The sequence below is a fragment of the Shewanella sp. 0m-6 genome, assembly GCF_052977325.1.
In genome coordinates this window covers 100,684-124,597 of record NZ_JBRIMD010000011.1, presented here as the reverse complement: position 1 = coordinate 124,597, position 23,914 = coordinate 100,684, and the positions used below count along the sequence as shown (strand labels likewise).

The following is a 23,914-nucleotide window of genomic DNA, read 5'->3' as shown; positions in this document are numbered from 1 at the left end:
GATGAGTTTGTTTTCGCTAGTGAAGGGGTGATCGAATCGATTAGACTAGCATTTAGCGGTTTTATTTTTGGCACGCATATTGCGATAATCATAATTAAGCAGGTGCCAGTGATATTTTTTTGACAGCTTATATTTTGAAGGGCGATGGTGGAAAGTAATGTTTAATAATAAATCAATATTGATAACGGGTGGCACGGGTTCATTCGGAAGAATGTACACAAGAACCATTCTTGAACGTTATAAGCCAAAACGCCTTATTATCTTTTCACGCGATGAGCTAAAACAGTACGAGATGCAGCAAGAGTTTAATCAATCTTGTATGCGCTATTTTATTGGCGACGTTCGCGATGGTGATAGATTAAAACAAGCTTTTCGTGATGTAGATTTTGTTATCCATGCCGCTGCGCTTAAGCAGGTTCCTGCTGCTGAATACAATCCAATGGAATGTATTAAAACGAACATCCATGGTGCAGAGAATGTGATTAAAGCAGCCATTGAAAATGATGTTGAAAAAGTCATAGCGTTATCAACAGATAAAGCCGCCAATCCGATTAATTTGTATGGCGCTACTAAGCTGGCTTCTGACAAGTTGTTTGTGGCTGCTAATAATATTGTTGGTGAAGGAAAGACCCGCTTTTCTGCTGTTCGGTATGGCAATGTGGTTGGTTCACGTGGCTCAGTAGTACCTCTGTTTAAATCGATTGTAGCAAGAGGCGAAACCTGTTTACCCATCACCCATGAAGAGATGACTCGATTTTGGATTTCGCTGCAAGATGGCGTCGACTTTGTGCTTAAGAATTTCTCGCGCATGCAAGGCGGTGAGATTTTTGTTCCTAAGATCCCCTCAGTACGAGTGACTGATTTAGCACAGGCCTACGCCCCCGATTTAGAACATAAAATCATTGGTATTCGTCCTGGCGAAAAAATGCATGAAATCATGTGTCCTGCCGATGACTCGCACCACACCATTGAGTTTGACGACCATTTTGTGATCACCCCAAGCATTACCTTTTTTGGCCGAAGTAATGAATACTCAACCAACATGTTAGGTGAGCAAGGTCAGTTAGTTGAGCTAGGTTACGAATACCACTCAGGTAACAATCCTCACTTTTTAAACTCGGATGAAATTTTAGCTTTGGATGAGAACCTAGGTTTATGATCCAATACGGCAAACAGCATATCACTCAAAGTGATATTGATGCTGTAGTACAGGTCCTGCAATCAGACTTTTTGACTCAAGGGCCGCAAGTGCCTCTTTTCGAGTCACGCATTTGCCAGTTTACAGGAGCCCAATATGCCATCGCCGTCAATAGCGCGACGTCAGCTCTTCATATTGCCTGTTTAGCGTTGGGTGTTGGCGACGGTGACTGTGTTTGGACGAGCCCTATCACATTTGTCGCTTCGGCTAACTGCGCCCTGTACTGTGGTGCTTCGGTTGATTTTGTCGATGTAGAACCCGCTACTGGCAACATGGATATGGTTAAGTTGCGTTTAAAACTGATACAGGCTGAGGCGTTGGGGGGCTTACCTAAAGTGGTGATCCCCGTGCATTTAGCTGGTCACAGTTGTGATATGCAGACCTTGGCAAGCTTGGCTCAAGAGTTTGACTTTAAAGTGATTGAAGATGCATCGCATTGCATTGGTGCCAGTTATTTAAACCGTCCGCTTGGAAGCTGCCAATACAGTGACATTACAGTATTTAGTTTTCACCCTGTAAAGATTATCACCACGGCCGAGGGCGGCGCGGCAACAACCAATGATGCCGCTTTGGCCAAAGCGATGAAACTGTTGCGTAGCCATGGCGTGACTCGAGATGAGCTTATTTGCGAAAACGTAGACGAGCCTTGGTATTATGAGCAGCAAGTTCTGGGCTTTAATTATCGTATGACCGAGTTACAAGCGGCGCTAGGTGTGAGTCAATTTGACAAGCTTGAGCAGTTAGTTGCGTGTCGAAACGAGTTAGCCGATTATTACGCTAAACGTTTACAGTTGCTGAGTGTTGATTTTGTTCAACCACGCCATGATAGCTATAGTGCATGGCACTTGATGATAATCAAACTACCCGAGAACATCGCTCGAAAGCAGGTCTTTAATCATCTGCGTAAGGCTAATATTGGTACCAATGTTCATTATATTCCTGTCCACACCCAACCTTATTACAGCTCCTTAGGGTTTAAACGCGGTGATTTTCCTGCTGCCGAAGCTTTTTACCAAGGGATTCTGACCTTACCACTGCACCCACTGCTCGACACCACTCAAGTTGATTATATTTGTGACCAGCTTGCACTCGCATTAGCGCAATAGCCACGCATTATTATCTTTAGCCAGAGTGTATTCAATCTGGCTATTCGTTCGACAATAAATGTAATCCTGAACAGCCTATAACAGACTAGTTATGAGCTGCTTTAGCTGGTTGACACTTAATGCCTCAATTACATTGTTATTGCTGGTGGTCGAGTTTTGGGGCGTATTTTGCTGTGGGTTTGAACTGCAACATATAGGCGTGACGGTCACTGTGTTAGGCTCGATTGAGGCAGAGCTTATCTCACTCAACTCAACATTAAAGCAATGACCGAGTTCACTCCTTGATAGCTTCTTTGCTAATTGTTGCCCATTAGGAAATAAGCAAAGACCTAACGCTTTATCATCATTCTCTAATGCACTAATAAACAGCTCTTTATCGTTATAAATGAGGCAGTTTTGAGACTGGATTGACTCAAGAGGCTCATTCGCTAGCACATGGAGTTGAGTCCCAAAAGCATAACGCTCTTGTAGGGCGGCGCCGAGCTTGACGCTCAGTTGATAGATGGCATCATCTTCGGCGTCGTAAATGCTGTATAGCGAGACAGATTGATATTTCTTATTCGCTTTTTTCTGGGTGACATGGGCATTTACCTGCCGCAGCGAACCTTCCGCTATAAGGGTTTTCATCACCCAACTAAGCGACACGATAGAGTCTGCGGGTTGCTCTAAATACCAGCGCTGATAAAGCTGCTGCATAAAGCGATAGTCTGCATCTGTATCCACCGAAATTCGATGTTTGACACCAGAAAAGTCATCACTGTCTTGAATCACTTTCGCATTGAGGCAGCAAGCTCTTTTGTCTGCGTAACCCACATGCTCCTTTTCCATCTCGCTTAGGCTATTGGCAAACAAACTATTCCAACCTTGGCGAGTGTAAAAGGCCATCCCTTCGTGAATAGAACTAACACTTGGGTCGAGAGTAATGCTGTTCGATTCTGGGCTTTGGCGCAAAGCGTTAACGGCATGGTCGATAAAGCCCGGATCAATAAGCGGACAATCACCACAGATATATACCACAAGGTCAGCCTGATATTGCTCAACAACACGGTTAATGCGTCCCATCAAGTCATTAACGTCACCTGAGTAAGCAACGACTTGGCTATTATGGTTAGCCCAATCGATGAGAGGCTGGTTATAGTCATCGAGTGTGGTCGCAAGCACTATGTCTGTTAATGTTTCACATTTTTCAAGACGATTTTGAATATGCTGAATGATGGGTTTGCCAGCCAAAGGGAGTAGGTGCTTACCGGGAAGACGGCTCGAATTAAGCCGAGCCCCAATAATTGCGATGATATTCATAAGCTAGCAAAGCTCCGTTTTTAAGCAAGGTGTGATGCAGTAGCTAAAGTTTAGTAAGTCGCCGTCAGCTTTGAGTGTTTCATCAGCTTCGGCAAGAGAAAACCAGGCTCGATTTAAATAACGCTGTTCAATTGCCTGACTCGAAAGCATCGGCAGCGCGGCGCACAGGCCTGGAGACCAGTCAATTCTGAGGCCTAAATTATCGCTGCCCATGTAGAAAACACCTTCAGTGGCGCCTAATGCGCTATTGGCAGAGACTATCGAGGAAACAGGAGTACCGTGATTAAAATCTTGGTCGGCATGATAGGTTTCTAATAATGCGCCGCCATTATGGCAAGCAAACCAGCTTCGCCTCTCGCAGTTCAATAGCGTCAGATAACCCAGTCTTATGGTGGCTTCTGGTCTGGTGAGGTGGTCAAAGTCAAAACCACACTCCACTTTGTCACCTTCTAAGCGGTACCACTTACAGAGTCCCCCTTGAGGAGTCATAAAGTTCGCTGTGATTAGCAGACCCGTTTTAGAGGCGGTGATAGTAAAATCACATGAACTTAAATCGGTAACACGGTCACGGTGACTATATCGCTCCATCACTAAATGGTTGGAATAAAAGTCAGCGGCGTAACTGATATGGTCGAAAAAACCATGGGGTAGAGTACCGATAATCGGCTCGAAGTTATGACGCGCAAAAGCCAATGATTTAATACTCATGCCGCGCTTACCATTTAACACCAATGTCAGTTTTGGGTGTGTAATGCTTAGCGTGTTTCGTTCTTGGCAAAACTGGACGTGATACTCACTCTTTTCCAGATTTGATAGCGTATGTTTGGCCCTGATATTAGCTAACAGACTTGTCGTAGTGGTTAGTGGGTAACGACGGGTTAAATCTTGATAGCGATTAAGGGTTAAGTGCGTTCGTAAGTCGCTTGCCCAAAGGCGGCAAAGTGCACGCCATTGCTGTTCGCTTGTCTGGGTTGAACCATTTAATTTATCATAATGTTGATAACATAGGCTGTTAAGCATCAGGTCGTTGCGACCACTTAATGCCCAGCGGGTGACATTATATTTCGCCTGCTTTTTAACCGAGATAGGATGGGCAGCTGTTTGGACTTTGAGTGCTGAATATTGGCGTTCTTCTGCTAATAACTGCGAGGGCGTTACCCAATGATAATCGACATTGTGTTTAAGGGTGATAAACAGCTTTGCGATCCGTTGCCATTCATTAATATTGAGCTTACTTTCAGTGCTAAAACGGCCTGGGCGGTAATCGAATACTTCGGCATCGCTGCCATAAAGCGAAAACGCGCAGCAGTCGACGACAGCCTTATCTAGATATTCTAGGTACTCAACCAATGGGATCTCGTCATGGGCGTAACGCTGAAACTTTTGAAATGCAACAGCATGATTCCAAATAACTTTGATAGTACGGCCTGACGCTGCAATGAGCTTTTGGGGCTGGTAACGAGAAGATTTGTCCCAATCATTGTTGTGTGAAAATGGGTTGTCCCATTCAACGACGACAGCCTCGAAGCCACAATCGATATAGCAATCGAGTAATCCTGCCGAGACCGCTTGTTCATTGATATAGGCAATCTTAGGCTGGTAAGCTAACAAGTCCTGATAACTGCTTTGACCCAGTTGTAAGTTTTGCATGTTAACTTTACATGGGATCAATGGGCCGATAATTTGGCTATCACCACTGGCAATCAGCTCACAGCAGCCATCATGAAGTAGGGATGTAAATTTTGCTATCCAGCTTGGATCCACTGCTTGAATGCACTCTAATGTGTAAGCGGTTAGCTCAATACCCAGTGGAATCGCATCTGATTCAATTAAGTGTAGTAGCGGCCAATAACACAGATCAACGACTCGCTGATGTTCACTGCTATCGATAGAAGAAAACGCGAGGTTTAAATGGAAAATTGCGTAGATATTTGGGATCTTGGTATTAGCCATAAGGATTCTTAGCGCGATTTCAGTTTTATTATTGTGATGATATGCAGCGAGTTTGCCTGCTTTATGGGCTCAAGTTTAAGCATAAACTCAAAGATACTCAATCACTAGTCACTGCACGGTTTTCTGCTTTTAGCCGAGCCAATAGGATAAATTGACATAGATTGTGTTTTTTAGCAGCACATCTTCATTTTACCCTAGCCAATTCACGTCGCTAAGCTACCGTTTAGTGGCTAAAAATGTTAAAAATGCACTTCATTTTGTGTTAAAGCAAACGGTAGATTTTAATCTGCAAGGGTTGTTTTAAGCAGGCCAGTCACATTCAATTTATGAGTATTAAATCTATATGAGTGTTCAGCATGTGATGTTTCGTTGCGATGCGTCAAACCAAGTCGGAATGGGCCACATTGTACGTTGTATCTGCCTCGCGAAGGCTTTTACCAACGCTGGGCATAAAGTGACTTTTGCTATCAACAATCATCCTCTAGCAATACAGGCATTAGAAGGGCTCGATTTTGCGATAATGCTCGTGGAACAGGAATATACGCTGTGGTGCCAGCATGTAATTGAGCAGCGCTGCCCAGATATTTTTATCGGTGATATTCGCGACGGCTTGCCAATAGCAGCGATTGAGATGATGAAGCGAGCAAACATTTTGACCGTCGCAATCGATGAACCTAGTGACTACCGCATCGAGTGTGATTTACTCTTTTATCCTCCAAGTCCCTTGGTTGAACAGCTGGATTGGCAAGGCTTTAGTGGCCAGCGATTTTCTGGCTGGGAATATTTATTATTAAGAGAAGAGTTCTTTGTTTCGGTTGAGAAAAAACAACATAGTGCGACAAATGTATTGGTCATGATGGGGGGCACCGACCCGAATCAATTAACGCTCGCAGTAATAGCGCATTTGCGTCTATTAGACGCTGATCTAGCCCTGCATGTTGTAATTAAAGACACACATCCAGATCTGACTCAAATCAAGCAATTGCAAATACCTTTAGCCAGGTTAACCCTACATTCAAATGTCACCAATATGGCCAAGTTAATGGCGCAGATGGACTTTGCCGTGGTCACATTTGGGATGAGCGCTTATGAGTTGGCCGCCCTCAAGGTGCCTGCAATACATGTTTGTACGGAGTTTGATCACCACATTGCCAGTCAGAGCTTCGTTAATGAAGGGATTGCCCAGTCGGTCGCTATGAATGAGCTTGAAAACATTTGCCTATTCGAATCTAAAGGGATTTCAATTAGCAATGGGGTTGATAATATCGTGGCCAAAATACTCGAAACGCGATATTCACCTCGTGGTTTGGCCAAATAGTTAAGTATTTTAGAAGATTTAGTCTGTTAGCTAACACTGAGTCCAGCGCTATAGTCTGCGCACTTTAATCGTCAAAAAAATATCGGTATGCATTTTGCTTAATAGAGCGAAGAATGCGTATAGGAGAAATTAACATGGCTGGCGTAAACAGCGAAGCCCAACAGCACAGCGGTAAAGTCATCGATTCTCGTCATGGTTATGATGTTATCGATTGCGAAGAGTGTGGTTTTAAACATGTGATGCCTATGCCGACTCCAGAAGAGTTAGAGCAAGTTTATCGCGAAGAGTATTACAGCAAAGATAAACCACTATTTTTGAGCCAAAGTAATGAAGATGCTGCTTGGTGGGAACGAGTTTTCGCCGACCGGTTCGACACTTTTGAAGCCCATTTGCCTCAGAAAAGTAGAAGGGTGTTTGATGTTGGTGCTGGCCCTGGTTTTTTCCTTCACCATGGATTACAGCGTGGCTGGACAACACAAGGCATTGAGCCATCAAAGCAAGCAAGTGAGCATGCTAAAGAACTTGGCGTTGATGTCGTCACAGACTTTTTAAGCCCAACCAGCGTCGCTAACTTTGAGCCCTTCGATGTGGTTCATGCTTGTAATGTATTGGAGCATATCCCAAACCCTATTGAGCTATTAGCTTGTATAAGCGAACTGGTAAAGGATGAAGGGCTTTTGTGTATTTCAGTACCTAACGATTACAACCCTTTTCAAAAAACAGTAAGAGAGGTTGATGGCCTTGAACCATGGTGGTTAGCGCCGCCACATCACCTTAATTACTTTGATGTGAATTCATTGACGCAATTACTCAATAATTCTGGGTTCGAAGTCTTTTTAAAGGAGTCGAGCTTTCCTATCGATATGTTTTTATTGATGGGGGATAACTACGTCGGTAATGACGAGTTAGGCAGAGCTTGCCATAAGAAAAGAATGAAGTTTGAAATGAGCCTAATTGAATCAGGCCAAAACGACTTAAAAAGGGCGTGGTATCAATCGATGGCTGAAGTAGGGATTGGTAGGGAGATCTGCCTATATGCCCGTAAGCGCAGCAAATAACGCAAAGTGAACCCGCTTTAATAGGAATAGAAAATGATAAAAACAAAAGTACTCGTACAAGCCAGTTCGCGTTCATGGGCGGGTGGTGTCGATATCTGTATGGGCATGGTTGAAGACGAAATAGCCGTTGTTCGTACTATTCGACGCGTGTTGAGCCACTTTGTCGGTTTAGATGTTGTGTTAGTTGCGCCTGAATTTGATCGTGGCGGCGAGCTAGATGATATAATTAAACTTATTGATGACCAGCGTTTGTCTCTTTATTACGGTCATAATGCCAGTCCGCTTAACCGAATGATCGAAGCGAGCCACGACTTAAGTGACACCGACTATGTGATCCGCGTTGACGGTATTCATTTTTGCTTCGATCCACAGGCGAGCTTGAACATGCTCGATATTGCCATCAGCAAGCAACTCGACTGCATAAAATTACCGGATGATTTTCCGGTGCATTTCACCTCTGAAATCTTCCGTGTGGGCGCGCTTAAAGCGATAGATGCTGAACTAACACAAGCTGAAGATGCAAAGTATCGTGTGCACCCTAAGTGCTATTTCTCAATGAATGCTCAGCGTTTTAGCGTCGAGTTTTTAACTGACTTACCTTGCTATAGTGATGAATACCTTACCGAGTGTCGCCGCTTGGCAACACAAATTTATGCAATTCCGCGCCAAGAGGTAAACGAGCATCGAATCGTTTCTGGTGACAGGCTTGGATTCCATTATGAGCTCGCACTGCAACACCTTAAGCCTGATATGAAGATTATCGACATTGCCTGCGCCGATGGCTACGGCGTGAATATCATGTCGAGTCACCTAAAAGAGGTGCACGGAGCCGATTTAGACGAACTCAGTGTTGATTTTGCAAAGCAGCACAACAGCGCGGTTAATACCGAATACTTTGTCGAAGACATTACTAAGTTGTCATTTAGCGATGAGTCTTACGATGCGGTCACCAGTTTTGAAACTTTAGAGCATGTGCCTGAACATGAGTGCTTAAGTGAAATTAAGCGCGTACTTAAACCCGGCGGTGTGTTGGTATTAAGCACCCCTCAAAACAGCATTGGTCATATTCCAGTTAACTCATGTCATTTAATCGAATACTCACTAGACGAGTTACTGGCATTAGTGAATCAATACTTTATTGTCGTTAAAGTGATCGGTATTAAAGCTGGCATTATTTATGATGAAACAGACCCCTACGGCACCAATACTGTGCTTATCTGCGTAAAGCCTAATAGTAAGGATTGATAATGAATACCCATCAATTGATTGTGCCGACCCTCGATGCACTCAAGCAACAATCTAGCGCACAATTAACGCAGCTAGCCGAAGACATTAGACAGTTTTTGATCAGCAATATTTCGGCGACAGGCGGGCATATTGGCGCTAATTTATCAGTGGTTGAACTTACCATAGCGATTCATGCACTGTTTGATTCACCTGCAGATAAGATTATTTTCGATACAGGCCATCAAGGCTATACCCATAAGATTTTAACCGGCCGAGTTGATAACTTTGCCACTTTGAATCAATACCGCGGCATGAATCGTTTTGTGGCCCGTGATGAAAGTGATCACGATGCAATTGATGCCTCACATGCAGGCACTTCTTTGTCTATCGCATCGGGTTACGCTAAAGCACTTAAGCTCACATCGCCGACTAACTATGTGGTATCAATGATTGGTGATGGTTCACTGGTTGAAGGTATGGCATTTGAAGGGCTGAACTATTGCGCGGAAGATAAAGACAATAAGCTTGTTATTGTGATTAATGATAACGAGATGGCGATTGCTAAATCTGTTGGCGGTATGCGTAACCTGACCTCGGGTGAAAACTGGCAGCAAAATAGCCGCGCATTTTTTGAAGGCATGGGATTTGGCTATTTACTCGTAGAAGATGGCCACGATATCGCCTGCTTACTCGAACAGTTAGCGGCTGCTAAACAGTTAGCTCGCCCTGTTGTTGTGCATGTTAAAACAGAGAAGGGTAAGGGCTTAGCTTGCGCTAAAGAACATCCATACAAGATGCACTTCTCTATGCCTTTCGATGCTCAAACCGGTAAAGGTGCCGCCGCAACCGTTGTTGGCCGCACTTATGCTGTGGTGGCTGCAGAAGCGTTAAAACAAAAGATGGCGACCGATGAAGATGTATTTGCCATGACACCAGCCACGCCTTATGCATCATCAATGGATGAGTGTTTAGCACTGTATCCAGATCGTGCGCTTGACGTGGGCATGGCAGAGCAGCAAGCGGTAGGCATGGCTTGCGGTTTAGCGTTAGGCGGTAAAAAGCCCGTAGTATGCATGCAAACCACCTTTATGCAGCGCGCATATGATCAGCTTATTCACGATGCTTGTTACATGGACTTACCTGTCACGGTATTTGGTGTCAGAGCAGGTTTTGCAGGCTATGACGGCGCCACTCATCACGGTATTTACGATATCCCTTACTTGCGATCATTCCCTAACATGCAAGTGGTGTATCCAGTCAGTTCTGGCGACTTAACTGCATTAATTGAGAAACGCCTTGCTAACCCGAAAGGGCCGATGGTTATTTTGTATCCGTATGAGCCTATCCCAAGTCCAGAACCTGACGCTGGCATCGTTGAGTCTTGTGGCTTATCGGTGGCTGCAAAGGGAAGTGATGGCTACTTGGTGTGTTTGGGTAATCGTTTAGCGGCAGCATATGAGCTTAAAGCATTACTCAAAGCGCAGGAGAAAGACTACGGTATCATCTGCGTTCAGTCGATAAAGCCATTCCCAGCAGCGCGATTTATTGAGCTAGTTGAACACACTAAGCATCTAATCACACTAGAAGAAAGCGTGCTTAATGGCGGCTTTGGTTCACTGATCCTTGAAACTCTGGCAGACGCAAACGTGTCAAAGCAAGTACTTAGAAGTGGCGTCAATGACAAGTTCGTTTACCCAGGCAGTAAGGATGAGTGCAGCACTGAGTGCGGTATGATGCCAGGGCAGATCATAGAGCAAATAGCGCAGCAATGGCCAGATTATTTAGGAGTAAACAAGTGATGCGTTTAGCCGGTAAAGTTGCCGTTATTACGGGATCTTCCAGAGGTATTGGGGCTGCGATTGCGCAAGAATATTGCGCTCAAGGTGCCAAAGTCGTAATTAACTATGTTCATAGCGCAGAGCAAGCTCGGGCGTTAGCCGATAAGCTAAATCTAGAGGGGCATAATGCCATTGCGGTTAAGGCCGACGTTTCAGTGCGTTCGGAAATAAAGCAGCTGTTTGAGCAAGCGGTCTCGGCCTTTGGCAAGATAGATATCTTGGTTAATAATGCCGGGATCAACAAGCGCGGCTGGTTTGACGAAGTCACCGATGAAGCTTGGGATGAGATAATGGGAGTTAACCTTAAAGGCCCCTTTATTTGCTGCCAAGAGGTTTTTCCGTATATGCAAGCGCAGCAAGGCGGCCGCATTATTAATATCTCATCAGTGGCGGGGCAATATCATGGGCCTAAAACCGTTCATTACGCAGTGTCTAAAGCTGGGCTAAACAGCTTAACAAAAGTGATTGCAAGATACGGTGCAGAGCACAATATTTTAGTCAACGCAGTTGCTCCTGGAATAGTACGTACTGACCAAACTGCCGATGAGATCGATAGCCCTGCAGGTCAAAAGGTGATTGATATGACGCTGCTAAAAAAGGCGGCTCGCATGGAGGATATTACCAGTGCGTGCGTTATGCTGGCCTCTGATGAGCAGCAATATATGACGGCTCAAGTATTAGCAGTGAGCGGCGGCGCCATTTTAGGAGCTTAATGCATGTCGGTAATGCAAAATCAAAAAACGGTATTGTTACTCGGTGGCAGTCGCGATCAGTTATTTCTGATTAAAACGGCCAATAAAATGGGGTTATACACAGTCGTTGTGGATGGCAATCCAGCGTCGGCAGGCTTTGATATTGCCGACGATTACAGCGTTGTCAGCACCATGGATCTCGATGCGCTAAAGGCCTTTGTCGATGAGTATCAAAGCCAGCAACGTAAAATTGATGCCGTATGTGTGATGGGCAGTGATATATCGCAATATGTGGCGCAACTGGCCGCCTATATTAACGTGCCACACATACCGATTGAAGCGGCAACGATTGCCACTAATAAGCTTAAAATGAAGCAATGCTTTGAACACCATGGCGTGGCAATTCCATGGTTTAGCTTATTGGCATCAGCTAAACATTTGGCTGATATCGTTGCACAAAGAGGCCTGCCACTCATCATCAAGCCGCTTGATCGCTCGGGGGCAAGAGGTGTATTTTTATTGACTGAAGCGTCAGATTTAAACGCTTTATACAATACGGCTAAAGCAGAGTCTTTTTGTGGCGAGGTGATGGTAGAAGAGTATTTAGCGGGGCAACAAATTAGTACTGAAACCATCATGTACCAAGGACGCGCTTATACTCCAGGATATGTCGATCGCAACTATGAGATGCTCAGTCGCTTTGCACCCAATATTATTGAGAACGGTGGTTGGCAGCCCAGTTTAATCCAAGGTGAACAGAGGCAAAAAGTCGAAACCTTGATTGAACAAGCGGCACTGGCGTTAGGGGTGACCGATGGCGTGATCAAAGGCGATATCGTTTACACTGAATCGGGCCCTAAGGTTATTGAGGTTGCAACCCGTTTAAGTGGCGGTGACTTTTCAGAAAGCCTGGTGCCACTCGGTTTAGGTATTAACTACGTGGAGGCGGCGCTAAAAATAGCCCTCGGTGAGCAGCCAGAGCTCGAAAAGTTAACTCCTGTTATTGATACAGCAGTCGCCAATCGCTACTTTTTTCCAGCACCAGGCAAGGTTATTTCAATCTCTGGTATTGAGACGGTTCGTGCAAAGGATTTCGTTAAAAAGCTCGATATTTGGTATCAAGTGGGCGATATCGTGCCAGAGACCACGAGCCATGCAAGTCGATTCGGTGTGTTTATTGTCACGGCGGATAATCGACAACAGCTAGAGCAAAGAGTGAAGTGGGTATACGATACGCTTAACATTGAAACTAGCGTTTAATCAGTTTTGAGCTTGGCTGTCTCGTCTTAAAATAAAAGCCCTTTTAAATGTATTAAAAGGGCTTTTTTGTTTGTGTCGAATGATGGCTATTAATACTAAAACTATCCTTGAAAGCTTGCTCTAATCTTCTTAAAAGGTCGCAGGCCATCAACCGGATCGGCGCGCCACTCTCTATCTGAGGTTTCACAGGGTACAAACTGTTTAATCGGGTTACCATCAATGGCTTCAATCATCTTAGCACCATGGATCACTGGCGCTATTTGCTGAGGTAACCAGCAGTGACCCGCAGCGTATTCAGCGCCTTGCTCATCAAGGTCTAGGTGAAACTCAATCGTATCGGCCTGCCATTTATGAATCGCGCGGTTTAGCACAGCAGGCGACACCGTATGATCAGACCAGCCAACCTTAATCCCGTATCGTTCTCTAAAGCTTTGTAATACTGAAAGGTTACATTGATCTTCTGGCGTTGGATAAGCAGAGACGCAGTGCAGCAAGGTGATATCTTCTGCGCCGTGTTCCTTTAAGGTCGCGATAGCAGCGTCAATCTCTTCAATTGTCGCCATACCACTTGATATAACAATGGGGAGTTGAGTTTTGGCACACTCAATCAATAAGTCAGTCCACAGTAGTTCGTATGAGGCAATTTTAAAAAAGTGCACATAAGGTTCGAGCTCTTTCACAGCTTTAAGATAGAAAGGAGTGCAAGAGAACTGGATGTTAAAATGCTCGCAGGCCTCTCTAAGCGCAGGAATAAACTCAACAGGTAGCTCCCACTCTTTTCTGTCACGATGCATTGCGCTTTTCTCTAAAATTTCAGCAGAAAATAGCTGATCAATTTTAAAAAGTTGAAATTTGACGGCATCACAGCCAATCGCAGCAGAAGTTTCGATAAACTCGATACAGCGATCTAAGCTTTTATGGTGGTTGCTAGAGACTTCTGCAATAAATAGGGGGTGACTCATATTTTATACTTCCTATTTTCGAGGATGATTTTAGTGCTGCTTGCTTCAGTTAAAGTAAGCATATTGATTGCACTGGGATAATCGGCAGAGGATAGCACACTCTTTGATGTTCATTCTGGCCTTCGACTCCGTTATCCTAACGCATATCGTATTTAACGCTATCGGCAGGTTTTCGTGCAGTTTTAGTCGTTTTGGCAAAAAATATTGATGATAGGTGAGAGCACTGGTTAATGGCTCTGGTTAAAAGGCTCTGTTTTAATAAGCGCATAAGCAATATTGTGAGAAGCCAATTATTATGGAGAGTCAATTATTATGGAAGATAGTTGTAATGGAAGTGCGGAGGGAGCTGTTATAGAGGAGCGTTGCGATAAAGTTGGCTATCGGTTTTTTTGGTAGTTAAAGTCCATCTTTTGGTTTAGTGCACTGAACTGTACGCTTAAATTGACTCTCCTTGTAAGGTTTTATCGTGCACACATAACTTTCCGTAATTGTGGCGCAATGTCAGGGAGAATGGGCTGCTTTGCCTATAATGAACAAAATGTGAGAACTGTGCTTAAAGTGAGCATTTATCTGCTTCGCAAATATCGACAATTAGTATAGTATGCGCCACCCAAAAAATTCACGGTAAACCCCCTTGCTGACAACGCAAACTAACGCGCTATACACCGACCTGTCTGGTTATTATGATTTGATGTGTGCCGATATTAACTATCAAGCACAAAGTGACTGCATTCGCCGTCTGCATCAATTATTCGGCAATAGAGGCGTCCGCCATCTCGACTTAGCCTGTGGTACAGGTCCCCATGTTCAATATTTTATTGAAAATGGATTTCAAAGTAGCGGCCTAGATATCAATCAGCCGATGCTCGATATTGCTAAGCTACGTTGCCCTGAAGCCGATTTTGTGTGTCATGACATGGCCAATTTCACGGTCGATGAGCCATTAGACTTGATCACCTGTTTTCTGTATTCCATCCACTACAGCGATGGTATTGAAAAACTGAAAGAGTGCATTAGCAGCGTACATCGCGCGTTAGCAACGGGCGGTATGTTTTGTTTTAACGCCGTAAAAAAGACCCGAATAGACAACAGCTCAGTGGTTAGCCATAGCGCAGCTCATGAAGACAGTCAGTTTGTGTTTAGCTCAGGTTGGTATTACTCGGGTGACGGTGAAAAACAGGCGCTTAAACTCAGCATTCAAAAAATAACCGGCGATATCACCCAGTCTTGGCAAGATGAACACCCTATGGTCGCGGTCGGATTTGCACAATTGCAGCAGTTACTGCAGCCTTACTTTGAAGTGCATATCCTTGAACATGACTACGACAGGCTGACGCCTTGGGATGGCATTTCAGGCAACGCTATTTTTGCCTGTGTGAAAATCTAGTCATCGCGATAATATTCGCCGCGCAGTATTATTTGAGCAAACTTAAATGAAAAATGATCCTGCGCGTAAAGCAGAACGTGAATAGATAAAGTGCATGCTCAAAGTCCCATCGTAAACAACCTACTTAGCTTAAGCTTGTTTAATCTAGCGAAATTTTATTTTAGATACTGAAACGTTTAAGACGGTAGTGCTTATTGAATTGCATATACAGAGGTATGTATATGGTCTCCCCACAGGGACTCGAACCCCGATCGATCGCTTAGGAGGCGACTGCTCTATCCTGTTGAGCTATAGGGAGACTATGCTGATTATACTGGTTTTACACTAGATGAAAAGAGCTGATGAAAAGTCTTTAAATTTAGTTGCTTAATAAATGTTCTGCGGCTGAGCATTTTGCAGGCTAATCCCATTTATTTAGTGATTAACCTTCAATTTACGCCAGTAATGTTAGCCAGTCATTTTAGTGCAGGCTTAAGCCTGCTCCAGTTATAGCTTTATCGCCAAGTCATTAATTTGAATATTGAGCGATGCGGCGATGCCATCTAATACCGCTGTAGCACTTTCTTCTGTCACTTGATCTATGGTGATGGTCGCTTTACTTTTTCCTGCCACCGCGCGCATGTTATCGAGTCTATCGGGCATATTTTGCTGCAATACTAGTTGAAGCGTGTCACCGACTCGAATGCCGTGGCGTCTGCCTAGGTTGAGGATAATCCTATCGGCCTGTTTAGATACCACCTGACCGAGTAGTGGGCGGCAATTTAAGCTGTTATCTAAATCATTGCTAACTTGAGCCAAAATTTGATCAATTACCTGGCCGTAGTCAGAACTCCAGAAACTGGTGCTATTAGAGTTAACCGTTTGCTGGCGCTGAAACTCCCATTCTGCCGCTTGGCTGTATTGTTGACTCCAGACTTTCTCGCCGCTAATACCATGAAAGAGCGATACTCGAATTTGAAAATTACGCATGGGGTCGTTGTCCCACAGCCCAAGGGTACTGGTGAAATCTTCAGTTGATATATCGATGATCTCTGGCAGCAGAATATATTGGCTGTCTGTTATCTCACTCAACCAGCTAGGTAAGCGATAGCCACGCACATCAATTAAAGCTTGGTCTATGTCTAAACGCTCATTGGCATGGGTCAGTGGAAAGCTACTGTTAGAGTGTTGCTCTAGCGTGAAGGCTAAACGCTCTGACAGGTTTTGCTCGAACAGACCAATATTGCCGACTCTAAGCTGGGTTCTGTCTTTGATTAATGCCTGGGGGATTAAAATGGCCGCTTTAAGCTGGCTACTTTGGCAAGTGTCGTTGAGCGGTTCAATGATATCGATACGAACATTGACGGTGATTTCATTGTTTTCAATACGCTCACTGATAAGTTCAACATTTTGGCTTTGCGCCTGATGTGCCATGGCAAAAGTGTCATTGATTAATTGGCCGTTACTGACGGTTTGTTGGCTACTAAAGCGTGCACCCGACTGTAACGTGGCATAACTTACGGCTTGGTGAATGGCGTTTTCTCTTGCTTGAGTGACGTTGTTATCGGTAATTTTTGCTTGGCCACTGGCAGTGATCCACTTGGCTTGTGCTGGCAACGTGACAACGGATGACATTAAGCACACGAGTGCTGTGATTGAATATAGCGCTGGTTTCATCTTACCTGTCCAGTTTTCGAGAAATTGATGGCATGGTTATTGTGCATAGTTACTCTGCATATTTGTTTGACATAGCTTTTTGCATAGCTTTGTGCCGGATAACTGACAAACCTGCCTTTTAGCAATGAGTTAAGCAATTAACGTGCCTGTATCGGCAGATTTGTGGCTATCCTTTAGCAGGAGTACTCGATGATTTTTTATTAACAGCTGTGTAGAGAGGACACTGAGCTAGGTCTGAGAAGTTTAGGGCCAAAATAGATAAAGTTTTGGGCTGCTTTGCCGATATGAATTTAATAGCATTTATGCGTACGGATAAGGTCGGAACGATTGCTGCAACTCGCTGTAGTGATTAACGTCTGATAGGAAGTTTAAACATGTATAAGCCCATTATTTTTCTATCTTTACTGCTGACTATCGGCTGTGCAAGCACCGAGGGCGATAATTCCGCTGAGCAGCAGATGGCTAACGGTTATGGTTTGCCGCATACCGCTGCGATAAATCATTTGTCTCAACAGATGGCCAATGAACTGGTTCGGCAAAACGACAGCTTACGCCCAAATCAGCCATTGCTGGTGGCAACCCCGGTATTGGTATCAGATATGACATTGACCAATGCGCTTGCTTTGCAATATCAACAAGGTTTGATTGCGGCGTTACATGATCATCAGTTCAATTTAGTTGATATTAATGTCAGTGATGCCCTTAAGGTCACTGCTGATGGTGAGTTTATTATGAGTCGTGATTGGCAGCAATTGTCCTCAGACTTACCGGTTGAGAATGTGGTGGTTTCGACGATGAGTTTATCGACCCAAGGGGTGGCAATTAATAGCCGAATCGTCAATGTGACTAATAACCGTGTGGTATCGGCGGCGCAAGGTTTTGTTAATGCCGCTGCGATGCCTGGTTATATTCGCGTTTCAGAAAAGGTAGTGTCAGAAAATGGGTTACTTTATCGCAATAACCAAGGCGGGCTGCAATCGGTGAAAATAGTAGGGGATAAATAGATGAAAGCCGTTATTTTATGTGCCGCGTTAACCCTTTGTGCATGCTCGGCACAAGACCGCTATGTGCAGTATGAAACAGAGGCACCACGCTCTTTTCCCAAGTTGAGCGCAATCGGTTATGCACCGCTGGACACTCAACCTGCAGCTGAACATTCTCAGCGTGTATTAATGGCAATGCAAGCCTCGAAAATTGCGGCGTATCGCGAACTTGCAGAGCAGGTTTATGGTCAACAATTGAGTGCAAGTAGCCAGATGAGTGACTGGATGTTATCTAGTGATGAAATTCAAGCGTCTGTATCGGGCGTTATTCGTGGTGCTAAAATAGTAAAAAGTTATCCTGCTGGTGAGCATTATGTGACGGAACTAGAGTTAGATTTTGAGCAAGTATGGGCACTATATCAGCAGCAACACCGCTCGCAACGAGTGAAAGAAATTACGTATTTTTAAGGGGCAGGGCGTTCGCAGGCTCACTTCGAGGACGCTTCGCTTCTAGGTCCTAGGAAAAGCGCAAGAAAAGTCAAAAGCTTGCATTGGTTTTATTTATGCAATTGCTTTGATCTTTATGCTTTCCTAGAACCTAGAACCTAGAACCTAGAATCTTCTTTTTTCGTAGGTCGGCATTAATGCCGTCGTTTTTCTTTTCCTTAAGCGAAGCGCTCCGTAGTGACCTTCAATTAAATTAAACAGTCACGTGCCGTAAGGCCGAAGGCCGTTCGTCTTCGCGTTTCCCGTCTTAGCTTTAACCTAGTACCTGCCTTTCCTCGTACCTTCTTTATAAAGTAGGTCGGCCTTTATGCCGTCAGTTTTGAAGTGATACGTAAGCTTTGATGGGCTAAAGCCCAAGCTACAGCTCAAGCTACAATTGCGATGATACGTTATGTTAGTTGTTACGGTGGGCTCTGTAATGTCTAGGCTCTTTGCTTTTGTGTAAGCGAAGCGTTCTGTAGTGACCTTCAATTAAATTAAACAGTCATGTGCCGTAAGGCCGAAGGCCGTTCGTCTTCGCGTTTCCTGTCTTAGCTTTAACCTAGGATCTAGAAGTCGCAACGCGACGCTCTCGAAGTGACATTCAATTGAGACAAAGTCACGTCCTCGCAGCGAAGCGTCCTTCATTTAAAACCGTTAAGCTTTTAAATTATTTCCAAGCGTTGAAATACTAGAGGTTTTTCCTTTGCCATCGTAAGTTAGGCTCGACGCATTTCGGCTTACCTGTAGCGCTTGTGAGAATCGATTTAAGCTGGCTAAACTTAATTCAATCAGTGACTCATTTTCAGCATTGAGTTGTTGGCACTCGGCTAATAAGACTTTGGTGTCGGTCACTTGTGTAGATAATGTAGGATCGGTTTTTAATAAGGCTAGATCAGGCTGAACGGCAATCATCTCATCATTTTGTTTAAGGCTAGCCAATAGGTTTGCCTTAGTGCTGGCTAACGACAACAAAACATCGGCTTGCTGAGCATGCAAGGCTTGTTTTTCTTGGCTAATAACCGCGTTTAGCTCAGTCAACACTTGGTGTTGTGAGCTAAGGAGTTGAGATAAATTTGTCATAATGGCCTTGTTAATTTTCGCTCTATTGAGTTCGCTGCTTTGACCCGTTATGTCCTACTTTGCACATAAGCTAGCACATAGCGCTTACTTTAAATCTTTAAGATCATTTTCAAAGTTTGCGATGTTACTTGCAAGCTTATCTGGATCGATTTTGTAACGCCCTTCGGCAATTGCGGCTTTAATTTCGTCTACTTTCTTTTGGTCTATTTCTGGCATGTCAGCCATCTTAGTTTGTACATTTTGGATCTGTTGAGCCTGTGCGGTAATCGACACCGAGTCGCCTTTCTGTGCGGCGGGAGTGGGTGTTGTTGGCGCAGTTTGTGCTGATGTTGCTTTGGTACTCGCACCCGTACTAATTCGCGTATTGGCGTGAGGGTTTACTTGTTTAATATCAATAGCCATTTTGAAATCCAACAGTTAAAAAATAGTTTCTTACCCATGCTATCGGCAGCATCACTGGTTACTTTAGGACTTTTTACATTCTTCTATTCGTACATTCTTACATTCTTACTTCGACTTGGCCAACGCCAGTGACGCGAGCATCGAGTTTTTTATGGGAGTGGCTATTTTTTATGCGAACTTTATCACCTACGTTGCCATCATGCAGTGCTTCACCAACGGTTTTAATTTCAAAATTGTCAGAGCGCGCATATATCGACACGCTATCGCCTTTACACACAATACAGAGTTGGTTGGCAAAAATGGGGTGCCCCGGTGCGACACGTCGTTTTAATCTCGCCCCTATCACTTCGGAGATACTTTCAAACTGTTGGCCCCGCAAAGTGGTTTGCTCAATATATTCGAGTGCAATATCGTCTCTAGATAACAGATCACCCGGCCCCATGGTCGATTTTGCGACTACAACAGGGTACAGGATCTCCACTCTTACCGATAAGAACATCTGCCATGGATAACTTAAATCTGGACTGTTGCAGCTAATTTTAACTGTATTGTTACGGCGGATAGCACGATCGCTGGCGATTTCGGCGGTGATGGGTAAGTAGCAGTTGGGTAAGTTGACACGCGTATCTAGGCTCTGAGGGCTGATATTAATCTTTGCCTTATCAGGCGCTTCAATTTTTTCTTCAATAGCCGCTATAGCTAATTGAGAAATGGTCGATACAGATGGAATACTGGCAGCTGTAGTGGCAGTTGCCGCCATTGGGGTCAAAAGTACAACTAAAATGATGCAAAAGTAGATTTTCATAATGAATGCAGTGGCTTGATTCGCTAATATGCGACAATATTGTGTTATGTGCTGAACTGCAGTCATCTTTATCCTTTTGGATTGGTTGGCGTCATTAGTTTGACTGAAAAGGCCGTACTCGCTTGGATAGCTCCAAGTAAGCAATTAATGTGCCTAAAAGTGATGGTTGTGTGAAATATGGCGTGAAACCTTGTGTGAAATACACCGAGTGTAGCCAAATTATAACGACTATTTACACACACTAATTAAATTGAAATAGATATCGCCTACATGAGTAGGTACAAGGCAAAAAATGTATGTCGAATATTCTCGAATCAGTCAATAAACGGACTCAATTGGTTGGACAAAACCGCCTAGAATTATTGTTATTTAAGCTAAATGGACGTCAACGATTTGGTATTAATGTTTTTAAAGTCAAAGAGGTGTTGCAGTGTCCACCTTTAACAAACTTACCAAAATTGAACTCCAAGGTGCGCGGCGTTGCTCATGTTCGCGGTATGATGATTTCGGTGATTGACTTGAGTGCGGCAACCGGTGGTCGTCCAATCGAGAATATTGAAAACAGCTTCATTATTATCTCAGAATATAACCGCAGTGTGCAGGGCTTCTTGGTCAGTTCAGTTGAGCGAATTATTAATATGAACTGGGAAGCCATTATGCCGCCACCACAAGGGGCGGGCAAATCCTCTTATCTGACCGCGGTGACTGAAATTGAAAACGAATTAGTTGAGATTTTAGATGTTGAGAGAATTCTTGATGAAATTTCACCCGTTAACACTAACACCAGTAAAGAGCTGGATGATGCCTTAACGATTGACCGTGATAAGCATTACCACATTATGGTGATTGATGACTCATCGGTCGCTCGTAAGCAAATTATTCGCGCGCTCACTTCGCTCGATTTACAAATAGATACAGCCAAAGACGGTAGAGAAGCGTTGAATAAACTGCGGGCGATATCGGCAGAGCTTGATGACGTATCAACTGAGATCCCATTGATTATTTCTGACATTGAAATGCCAGAGATGGATGGTTATACCTTAACCGCAGAAATTCGTGATGATCCTAAGCTAAGAAACATTAAAGTGGTATTACACACTTCATTAAGCGGTGTGTTTAATCAGGCGATGGTGCAAAAGGTGGGGGCTAACGATTTTATCGCTAAGTTTAACCCTGATGAGTTAGCCGCAGCGGTAAACAAGCATTTAAGCCTGTAGTTGCCATTAGTTGCCGTTATTTAGTATCAGCATAAACCATAGCTTGCTTGTGTTTGTGTTGATGCTAAGGTATAAACCTGCGTTCGTTTTTACCCGTGGTCGATGTTGATTGACCACTGTGGTTTGTTTTACTGAATTAGGATATTAGAGTGGCGAATAAATCTCTTGCTGAGAATGAGTACAATCAATTTAGATTATTCTTAGAACAGCACAGCGGTATTGTGTTGGGAGAAAATAAGCAGTATCTGGTGCGTAGCCGACTAGCACCTCTTATGGGCAAATATAATTTGCCATCCTTATCAGACGTGGTTAAGCATTCGATGAAACCGACTGAGCGCCAATTGCGCACTGAAGTTATCGATGCTATGACGACAAATGAAACCTTATGGTTTCGCGACCGTTATCCTTTCGAGTTATTGTCGAGTACGATTTTACCCACATTTAGTCGTTTAGGCCGACCGGTAAAAATCTGGTCTGCAGCCTGTTCTTCAGGTCAAGAGCCGTATTCGTTAGCCATGACAATATTAGAGCATCAACAGCGCAAGCCTGGCAGCTTACCCGCCAGTGCAAGTATTCTGGCAACAGATTTGTCACCCTCTATGCTTGAGCGCTGTAAAAATGCGCAATACGATAATCTTGCCTTAGGTCGTGGTTTGTCTGATGAACGCAAACGTCAGTTTTTTGATGCTTTGCCCTCAGGCAACATGGTTGTTAAAGACAACGTTAAGCGCTTAGTCAATTTTCGCGCCCATAACCTGCTAGAAAGTTATACCTTACTAGGCAAGTTCGATATTATTTTTTGCCGTAATGTGTTGATCTATTTTTCACCAGAGGCAAAGCGGAAAATCCTACGGCAATTTGCTGCCGCGTTAAATCCTAACGGCATACTGTTTCTAGGCGCGTCCGAGTCTATAGCGGGTCTGTCTGATGAATTTGATATGGTGCGTTGTAACCCTGGGATCTACTATCAAAAACGAGGCTAATGCTTTGTTTGCTCGACTCTGCTCCTACTAACGCGTCTTTGTGACGCGTTTTTTATCTCTAGCATTCGATGTTGAATGTGTCTCCTAGCTAATCTTTCAAGTATCTCTCTAATTTGGCACAACTATTGCTATGTTCTAGCTATCGAGCTGAGGAGGCAATTTTATGGCGATTAGTTTTGACAAAGCATTAGGGGTTCATCAATACACTTTGGGCGTTCGCTCCCAGCGTGCAGAGATCCTGTCTTCAAATATTGCAAATGCTGATACGCCAAATTATAAAGCCCGTGATATCGATTTTTCTAAAGCGATGGGGGCGGCTCAATCTCAGCAATCGGGTTTAGCTATGGCTAAAAGCGATACTAAACACTTCGATATGGCGGCATTAACTCAGCAACATGTGGGCTACCGGGTGCCAAATCAGCCTGATACGGGTGACGGTAACACGGTTGATATTCAGCAAGAGCAGTCTTCTTTTATGCAAAACGCACTGGAATATCAAATGTCACTGGGTTTTCTTGACAGTAAGTTCGCCGGTATGAAAAAAGCACTTAGAGGCAGTTAATCATGAGCTTATTTAATATTTTTAACGTTGCAGGTTCTGGTATGTCGGCCCAATCGGTCAGACTTAACACCACGGCGAGTAATATTGCCAATGCTGATTCTGTATCAAGCAGTGTGGGTGAAACCTACCGTGCGCGTCATCCTATCTTTGAAGCTGAAATGAGTAAGGCGCAGCAGCATCAAAGTGCAGCGCAGTCAGTTGCCGTTAAAGGGATTGTTGAAAGTGATATGCCACTGAATAAAGAGTTTTCGCCAGGTCACCCTATGGCGGACACCGATGGCTTTATCTACAAGCCTAATGTGAATGTAATGGAGGAGATGGCTAACATGATTTCAGCCTCTCGCTCTTATCAAATGAACGTACAAGTCACTGAAGCAGCAAAATCGATGCTTCAGCAGACATTAAAAATGGGCAAATAAACTCAGTGAAAGCTGGAGGT

The 23,914-nt window shown here is 44.1% G+C and carries 22 protein-coding genes and 1 tRNA gene; 15 read left to right on the top strand and 8 right to left on the bottom strand.

Going from position 1 to position 23,914, the window contains the following annotated elements; genetic code table 11:
- The first annotated feature begins 157 nt into the window (after nt 1-157).
- Nucleotides 158-1,159, top strand: a complete 1,002-nt coding sequence (gene pseB, locus ACVBJC_RS10780) for a UDP-N-acetylglucosamine 4,6-dehydratase (inverting) (protein WP_447161449.1) — start codon at nt 158-160, stop codon at nt 1,157-1,159.
- A complete protein-coding gene (gene pseC, locus ACVBJC_RS10775) occupies nt 1,156-2,304 on the top strand; it encodes a UDP-4-amino-4,6-dideoxy-N-acetyl-beta-L-altrosamine transaminase (RefSeq protein ID WP_447161448.1) in 1,149 nt (382 codons plus the stop codon). Before pseB ends, pseC begins: the two co-directional genes overlap by 4 nt.
- 75 nt (nt 2,305-2,379) lie before the next feature.
- Here the strand turns inward: pseC and ACVBJC_RS10770 are convergent, their stop codons facing one another.
- Both ACVBJC_RS10770 and ACVBJC_RS10765 read right to left on the bottom strand, forming a co-directional pair.
- Nucleotides 2,380-3,603 carry a cytidylyltransferase domain-containing protein gene (locus ACVBJC_RS10770; RefSeq protein WP_447161447.1) on the bottom strand — a complete coding sequence of 408 codons (1,224 nt, stop codon included), beginning with the start codon at nt 3,601-3,603 and terminating at the stop codon, nt 2,380-2,382.
- Between the two features lie 3 nt (nt 3,604-3,606).
- Nucleotides 3,607-5,556, bottom strand: coding sequence for a glycoside hydrolase (locus ACVBJC_RS10765; RefSeq protein WP_447161446.1), 1,950 nt, complete (start codon nt 5,554-5,556; stop codon nt 3,607-3,609).
- A 343-nt stretch (nt 5,557-5,899) separates the two neighbouring features.
- Here ACVBJC_RS10765 and ACVBJC_RS10760 point away from each other — a divergent pair, with 343 nt between their 5' ends.
- From ACVBJC_RS10760 to ACVBJC_RS10735, 6 genes are all read left to right on the top strand, one after another.
- On the top strand, nt 5,900-6,874 hold the full coding sequence (locus ACVBJC_RS10760) for a hypothetical protein (RefSeq protein WP_447161445.1): 975 nt from the start codon (nt 5,900-5,902) through the stop codon (nt 6,872-6,874).
- A 113-nt stretch (nt 6,875-6,987) separates the two neighbouring features.
- Complete coding sequence (locus tag ACVBJC_RS10755; RefSeq protein WP_447161444.1) at nt 6,988-7,932, top strand: class I SAM-dependent methyltransferase; 945 nt, start codon at nt 6,988-6,990, stop codon at nt 7,930-7,932.
- Between the two features lie 33 nt (nt 7,933-7,965).
- A complete protein-coding gene (locus ACVBJC_RS10750; protein ID WP_447161443.1) occupies nt 7,966-9,177 on the top strand; it encodes a methyltransferase domain-containing protein in 1,212 nt (403 codons plus the stop codon).
- A 2-nt stretch (nt 9,178-9,179) separates the two neighbouring features.
- Entirely contained in the window at nt 9,180-10,958 is a 1,779-nt protein-coding gene (locus ACVBJC_RS10745; protein ID WP_447161442.1) for a 1-deoxy-D-xylulose-5-phosphate synthase, read from the top strand.
- A complete protein-coding gene (locus ACVBJC_RS10740; RefSeq protein ID WP_447161468.1) occupies nt 10,958-11,710 on the top strand; it encodes an SDR family NAD(P)-dependent oxidoreductase in 753 nt (250 codons plus the stop codon). Before ACVBJC_RS10745 ends, ACVBJC_RS10740 begins: the two co-directional genes overlap by 1 nt.
- A gap of 3 nt (nt 11,711-11,713) precedes the next feature.
- On the top strand, nt 11,714-12,949 hold the full coding sequence (locus ACVBJC_RS10735; protein ID WP_447161441.1) for an ATP-grasp domain-containing protein: 1,236 nt from the start codon (nt 11,714-11,716) through the stop codon (nt 12,947-12,949).
- A gap of 101 nt (nt 12,950-13,050) precedes the next feature.
- Here ACVBJC_RS10735 and ACVBJC_RS10730 read toward each other — a convergent pair whose 3' ends face one another.
- Nucleotides 13,051-13,911: an N-acetylneuraminate synthase family protein gene (locus ACVBJC_RS10730; protein WP_447161440.1), complete on the bottom strand. Its 861-nt coding sequence runs from the start codon at nt 13,909-13,911 to the stop codon at nt 13,051-13,053.
- Between the two features lie 634 nt (nt 13,912-14,545).
- Between ACVBJC_RS10730 and ACVBJC_RS10725 the strand changes: the two genes are divergently transcribed.
- Nucleotides 14,546-15,298 (top strand): class I SAM-dependent DNA methyltransferase, encoded by a 753-nt coding sequence (locus ACVBJC_RS10725; protein WP_447161439.1) that lies wholly within the window; start codon nt 14,546-14,548, stop codon nt 15,296-15,298.
- A 222-nt stretch (nt 15,299-15,520) separates the two neighbouring features.
- On the opposite strand, the gene ACVBJC_RS10720 is transcribed toward ACVBJC_RS10725, so the two are convergent.
- Together ACVBJC_RS10720 and ACVBJC_RS10715 are read right to left on the bottom strand one after the other, a co-directional pair.
- Nucleotides 15,521-15,596, bottom strand: a tRNA-Arg gene (locus tag ACVBJC_RS10720).
- A gap of 188 nt (nt 15,597-15,784) precedes the next feature.
- Nucleotides 15,785-16,954 (bottom strand): flagellar assembly protein FlgT, encoded by a 1,170-nt coding sequence (locus tag ACVBJC_RS10715; protein ID WP_447161438.1) that lies wholly within the window; start codon nt 16,952-16,954, stop codon nt 15,785-15,787.
- A 374-nt stretch (nt 16,955-17,328) separates the two neighbouring features.
- Between ACVBJC_RS10715 and ACVBJC_RS10710 the strand changes: the two genes are divergently transcribed.
- Both ACVBJC_RS10710 and ACVBJC_RS10705 read left to right on the top strand, forming a co-directional pair.
- A complete protein-coding gene (locus ACVBJC_RS10710) occupies nt 17,329-17,958 on the top strand; it encodes a FlgO family outer membrane protein (RefSeq protein WP_447161437.1) in 630 nt (209 codons plus the stop codon).
- Nucleotides 17,959-18,405 (top strand): LPP20 family lipoprotein, encoded by a 447-nt coding sequence (locus ACVBJC_RS10705; RefSeq protein WP_447161436.1) that lies wholly within the window; start codon nt 17,959-17,961, stop codon nt 18,403-18,405.
- 675 nt (nt 18,406-19,080) lie between these two features.
- On the opposite strand, the gene ACVBJC_RS10700 is transcribed toward ACVBJC_RS10705, so the two are convergent.
- From ACVBJC_RS10700 to flgA, 3 genes are all read right to left on the bottom strand, one after another.
- Entirely contained in the window at nt 19,081-19,506 is a 426-nt protein-coding gene (locus ACVBJC_RS10700; protein WP_447161435.1) for a flagella synthesis protein FlgN, read from the bottom strand.
- Nucleotides 19,507-19,590: 84 nt separating this feature from the next.
- A complete protein-coding gene (flgM, locus tag ACVBJC_RS10695; protein ID WP_447161434.1) occupies nt 19,591-19,908 on the bottom strand; it encodes a flagellar biosynthesis anti-sigma factor FlgM in 318 nt (105 codons plus the stop codon).
- A 97-nt stretch (nt 19,909-20,005) separates the two neighbouring features.
- Nucleotides 20,006-20,713: a flagellar basal body P-ring formation chaperone FlgA gene (gene flgA, locus ACVBJC_RS10690; protein ID WP_447161433.1), complete on the bottom strand. Its 708-nt coding sequence runs from the start codon at nt 20,711-20,713 to the stop codon at nt 20,006-20,008.
- Between the two features lie 296 nt (nt 20,714-21,009).
- Between flgA and ACVBJC_RS10685 the strand changes: the two genes are divergently transcribed.
- The 4 genes from ACVBJC_RS10685 to flgC all read left to right on the top strand — a co-directional run bounded on the left by ACVBJC_RS10685 (nt 21,010) and on the right by flgC (nt 23,894).
- Nucleotides 21,010-21,930: a chemotaxis protein CheV gene (locus tag ACVBJC_RS10685; RefSeq protein WP_447161432.1), complete on the top strand. Its 921-nt coding sequence runs from the start codon at nt 21,010-21,012 to the stop codon at nt 21,928-21,930.
- Between the two features lie 143 nt (nt 21,931-22,073).
- Nucleotides 22,074-22,913 (top strand): CheR family methyltransferase, encoded by an 840-nt coding sequence (locus ACVBJC_RS10680; RefSeq protein WP_447161467.1) that lies wholly within the window; start codon nt 22,074-22,076, stop codon nt 22,911-22,913.
- Between the two features lie 163 nt (nt 22,914-23,076).
- Complete coding sequence (flgB, locus tag ACVBJC_RS10675) at nt 23,077-23,475, top strand: flagellar basal body rod protein FlgB (RefSeq protein ID WP_447161431.1); 399 nt, start codon at nt 23,077-23,079, stop codon at nt 23,473-23,475.
- A 2-nt stretch (nt 23,476-23,477) separates the two neighbouring features.
- Entirely contained in the window at nt 23,478-23,894 is a 417-nt protein-coding gene (flgC, locus tag ACVBJC_RS10670) for a flagellar basal body rod protein FlgC (protein ID WP_447161430.1), read from the top strand.
- Nucleotides 23,895-23,914 lie beyond the last annotated feature (20 nt).

Bases quoted from the DNA above. Each gene is read 5' to 3' on its own strand.
- pseB (WP_447161449.1), top strand. From the start codon at position 158: ATGTTTAATAATAAATCAATATTGATAACGGGTGGCACGGGTTCATTC.
- pseC (WP_447161448.1), top strand. From the start codon at position 1,156: ATGATCCAATACGGCAAACAGCATATCACTCAAAGTGATATTGATGCT.
- ACVBJC_RS10770 (WP_447161447.1), bottom strand. From the start codon at position 3,603: ATGAATATCATCGCAATTATTGGGGCTCGGCTTAATTCGAGCCGTCTT.
- ACVBJC_RS10765 (WP_447161446.1), bottom strand. From the start codon at position 5,556: ATGGCTAATACCAAGATCCCAAATATCTACGCAATTTTCCATTTAAAC.
- ACVBJC_RS10760 (WP_447161445.1), top strand. From the start codon at position 5,900: ATGAGTGTTCAGCATGTGATGTTTCGTTGCGATGCGTCAAACCAAGTC.
- ACVBJC_RS10755 (WP_447161444.1), top strand. From the start codon at position 6,988: ATGCGTATAGGAGAAATTAACATGGCTGGCGTAAACAGCGAAGCCCAA.
- ACVBJC_RS10750 (WP_447161443.1), top strand. From the start codon at position 7,966: ATGATAAAAACAAAAGTACTCGTACAAGCCAGTTCGCGTTCATGGGCG.
- ACVBJC_RS10745 (WP_447161442.1), top strand. From the start codon at position 9,180: ATGAATACCCATCAATTGATTGTGCCGACCCTCGATGCACTCAAGCAA.
- ACVBJC_RS10740 (WP_447161468.1), top strand. From the start codon at position 10,958: ATGCGTTTAGCCGGTAAAGTTGCCGTTATTACGGGATCTTCCAGAGGT.
- ACVBJC_RS10735 (WP_447161441.1), top strand. From the start codon at position 11,714: ATGTCGGTAATGCAAAATCAAAAAACGGTATTGTTACTCGGTGGCAGT.
- ACVBJC_RS10730 (WP_447161440.1), bottom strand. From the start codon at position 13,911: ATGAGTCACCCCCTATTTATTGCAGAAGTCTCTAGCAACCACCATAAA.
- ACVBJC_RS10715 (WP_447161438.1), bottom strand. From the start codon at position 16,954: ATGAAACCAGCGCTATATTCAATCACAGCACTCGTGTGCTTAATGTCA.
- ACVBJC_RS10710 (WP_447161437.1), top strand. From the start codon at position 17,329: ATGTATAAGCCCATTATTTTTCTATCTTTACTGCTGACTATCGGCTGT.
- ACVBJC_RS10705 (WP_447161436.1), top strand. From the start codon at position 17,959: ATGAAAGCCGTTATTTTATGTGCCGCGTTAACCCTTTGTGCATGCTCG.
- ACVBJC_RS10700 (WP_447161435.1), bottom strand. From the start codon at position 19,506: ATGACAAATTTATCTCAACTCCTTAGCTCACAACACCAAGTGTTGACT.
- flgM (WP_447161434.1), bottom strand. From the start codon at position 19,908: ATGGCTATTGATATTAAACAAGTAAACCCTCACGCCAATACGCGAATT.
- flgA (WP_447161433.1), bottom strand. From the start codon at position 20,713: ATGAAAATCTACTTTTGCATCATTTTAGTTGTACTTTTGACCCCAATG.
- ACVBJC_RS10685 (WP_447161432.1), top strand. From the start codon at position 21,010: ATGTCGAATATTCTCGAATCAGTCAATAAACGGACTCAATTGGTTGGA.
- flgB (WP_447161431.1), top strand. From the start codon at position 23,077: ATGGCGATTAGTTTTGACAAAGCATTAGGGGTTCATCAATACACTTTG.
- flgC (WP_447161430.1), top strand. From the start codon at position 23,478: ATGAGCTTATTTAATATTTTTAACGTTGCAGGTTCTGGTATGTCGGCC.